General features: G+C 62.6%; 2 protein-coding genes. Both read right to left on the bottom strand.

All coding sequences use genetic code 11. The annotated features are described in order from the left end of the window. Positions 1-439: class II aldolase/adducin family protein (locus tag Q1X90_RS00775; RefSeq protein ID WP_300765756.1), on the bottom strand; the 439-nt coding region annotated here is incomplete at its 3' end. Positions 440-531: 92 nt separating this feature from the next. Then, the gene (locus Q1X90_RS00770; RefSeq protein ID WP_300765755.1) at positions 532-2,166 is read right to left on the bottom strand and encodes an FGGY-family carbohydrate kinase; all 1,635 of its coding nucleotides are present in this window, start codon (positions 2,164-2,166) and stop codon (positions 532-534) included. Between the last annotated feature and the right edge of the window lie 62 nt (positions 2,167-2,228).

Genomic DNA, 2,228 nt, shown 5'->3' with positions numbered 1-2,228 from the left:
GACCCACCGGAACCGGACCACCGAATTCATCACCCATCATCGTCAGACCGCAGGGGATGTTCCTCCCGGTGGCGGCCCAGGCGGTGGCATAGGTGGAGTGCGTGTGCACGACGCCGTAGACGTCGGGCATATTGCGGTAGATGTAGGCATGCGACGCCGTGTCGGACGACGGCGCCTCCGTTCCGTCGACGACGTTGCCGTCGAGATCGCACACAACCATCGATCCGGGCGTCAGATACTCATAGCGGACACCCGAGGGCTTGATCACCATGAGATCCGCGGTGTGAAGGCGCTGCGAGACGTTCCCCGCGGTCCACACGACGAGATTCCAGGTCAGAAGCTGCTGGTGGAGGTCGGACACGATCTGGCGTACCTGCTTGACCTCGGCGCGGACCTCGGGACCGTAATCGGCGAGAGTTGTTCTGGTGAGAGTTGTCATAGCGTATTCCCTTTCATGATGTGCGTCAGGTCTGATACGGCGCGGGTGCGAAGACACGCTCGGAATCCCGCCGAATTCTGTTCGTCGGGGGTTTATCTTTCGAGTGGAATGGCGTTGATGGCCGCCTTCTCGATGGGCAGGCCCCTCATGAAGTTCGCGAAGAACTCCTCGAAGCCGGCCACGTCCGCAGGATCGGGCCCCTCCACCGTGGATCTGGAGCCCGCGAAGACGCGCTCGTCAAGATGGTCGGCCAACGGAACGTCGGCATGCCAGAGATAATCGGCCAGAACGGCCATTCCCCACGCTCCGCCCTCGGCCGCGGTGGACATCACCTTGATGGGCGTGTCGAACGCGGCCGCGAGAATCTTCTGCGCGACCTTGGGAGTGGTGAAGATGCCACCGTGCCCGACCAGCGAGTCGACCTTTACGCCCTCGTCCTTCGTCATGATGTCCATGCCGATCTTCACTGGAGAGAACGCTCCGAACAACTGCGCGCGCATGAAGTTCGCCAAGGTCATGGAGGCTTCGGGACCCCGGGCGAACACCGGCCGCCCCTCTTCGATCCCCGCCAGGAACTCGCCGGAGTAGAAGCAGTAGTTGAGCAGACCTCCGGCATCGGCGTCGGCCTCCGGAGAGATAGCCGCACGGAACAGCGTGCCGTATAGAGTGCCGGCGTCCAACGTCAGTCCCACGGCCTTGGCGAACTGCCCGAAAACCCGCACCCACGCGTTGAGGTCCGACGTGAAGTTGTTGGCGTGACTCATACCGGCGGGATCGCCGGCTGGAGTGGCGACGAGGTCGACCTCTGGATGGAGGCGCTCAAGCGGATGGTCAAGAACCACTGTGGCGAAGATCGAGGTTCCCGCGGAGACGTTTCCGGTGCGCACGCGGACGGCGTTCGTGGCGACCATGCCCGTTCCCGCATCCCCCTCAGGAGGAGCCAGCGGGATTCCGGGTTGGAGGGTCCCCGTCGGATCAAGCAGCAGCGCGCCGTCCGCGCTGAGTGTTCCGGCCTCATGGCCAGCGACAAGTGGTTCGGGAAGGATGTCTGCGATGTTCCACGGCTGCCCCGCGACCTCAGGAAGATCGGAGAAACGACGGATGAGGGCCGCGTCCCAGCCGTGCGTGTCCGGGTCGATGGGGAACATGCCCGAGGCGTCGCCGACTCCCAGAACCCTGCGCCCGGTCAGACGCCAATGGACGTATCCCGCCAGCGTCGTCATGAAGGCGATATGGGAAACGTGCGGCTCGTTGTCAAGAACGCACTGGTAGAGATGGGCTATCGACCACCGTTCGGGAATGTTGACCTGGAAAAGATCCATCAGCCGCTCATGCGCCTCATGAGTGTTGGTGTTGCGCCACGTGCGGAAGGGGACCAGAAGATCATCGGACTCGTCAAAAGCCAGATATCCATGCATCATGGCCGAAAACCCCATGGATCCGACCTTCCGCAAGCTCTCGCCATAGGCCGTTGCGACATCGTGGGCCATCGAGGCGTAAGCGTCCTGGACGCCCGACCAGACCTCGTCCAATCCATAGGTCCACAACCCGTTCTCCAGATGGTTCTCCCATGAATGGTCTCCCGCGGCGATCGTCTCGTACTCGTCGTCGATGAGGACGACCTTGATGCGCGTCGAGCCGAACTCGATTCCCAGCGCCGTTTTTCTCGCCCGGATCTTTTCGGCGATAAGGCCAACACGATTGGAGGCATTCCGTGGCGTCACCATACATGGACTCCTTTCTGGCGGTGAGACGCGACCACATCGGCGGCCCACGCCAATCACCGCGG

Source organism: uncultured Bifidobacterium sp. (genome assembly GCF_949292005.1).
Lineage (GTDB): Bacteria > Actinomycetota > Actinomycetes > Actinomycetales > Bifidobacteriaceae > Bifidobacterium.
Note: the sequence above shows the minus strand (reverse complement) of the source record. Positions and strands in the feature narration are given on the sequence as shown.

Coding starts and splice junctions, on each gene's coding strand:
- Q1X90_RS00770 (WP_300765755.1), bottom strand. CDS start 2,166: ATGGTGACGCCACGGAATGCCTCCAATCGTGTTGGCCTTATCGCCGAA.